Below are 314 nucleotides of genomic sequence, written 5' to 3'. Positions count from 1 at the left end.
AACTCACTCAACCGGCCAAGCCCCGACCCGGTTCTCAATCGAGTCGTGACCGCCAGCGACGAGCAGGTTCTGGATATCCTCGCTCGTGACAATGATGTCCGCGACCGCGTGAGCAACCGTCCTAACCTGATGCGGCTCTGGGATGTCTGCCGCACGCCGGACTTTCGCAAGGTGACAATCGACGAGCATGTAAGGCTGGTCTCGCGCATATTTCACTATCTGACCAGCGGAGACAGCTATCTGCCCGGGGCCTGGCTGGAGGGCCAGCTGGAGCGGGTGTCCAAAACTGCGGTGGACGTGGACACGCTCTCCCA

The 314-nt window shown here is 61.1% G+C and carries 1 pseudogene; it reads left to right on the top strand.

The annotated features are described in order from the left end of the window. Window positions 1-314, top strand: a pseudogene (locus E5162_RS14365) (helicase-related protein); the annotation flags it as partial.

Origin of the sequence: Marinicauda pacifica, assembly GCF_004793635.1 — a bacterium.
GTDB classification, from domain to species: Bacteria; Pseudomonadota; Alphaproteobacteria; order Caulobacterales; family Maricaulaceae; genus Marinicauda; species Marinicauda pacifica.
Note: the sequence above shows the minus strand (reverse complement) of the source record. Positions and strands in the feature narration are given on the sequence as shown.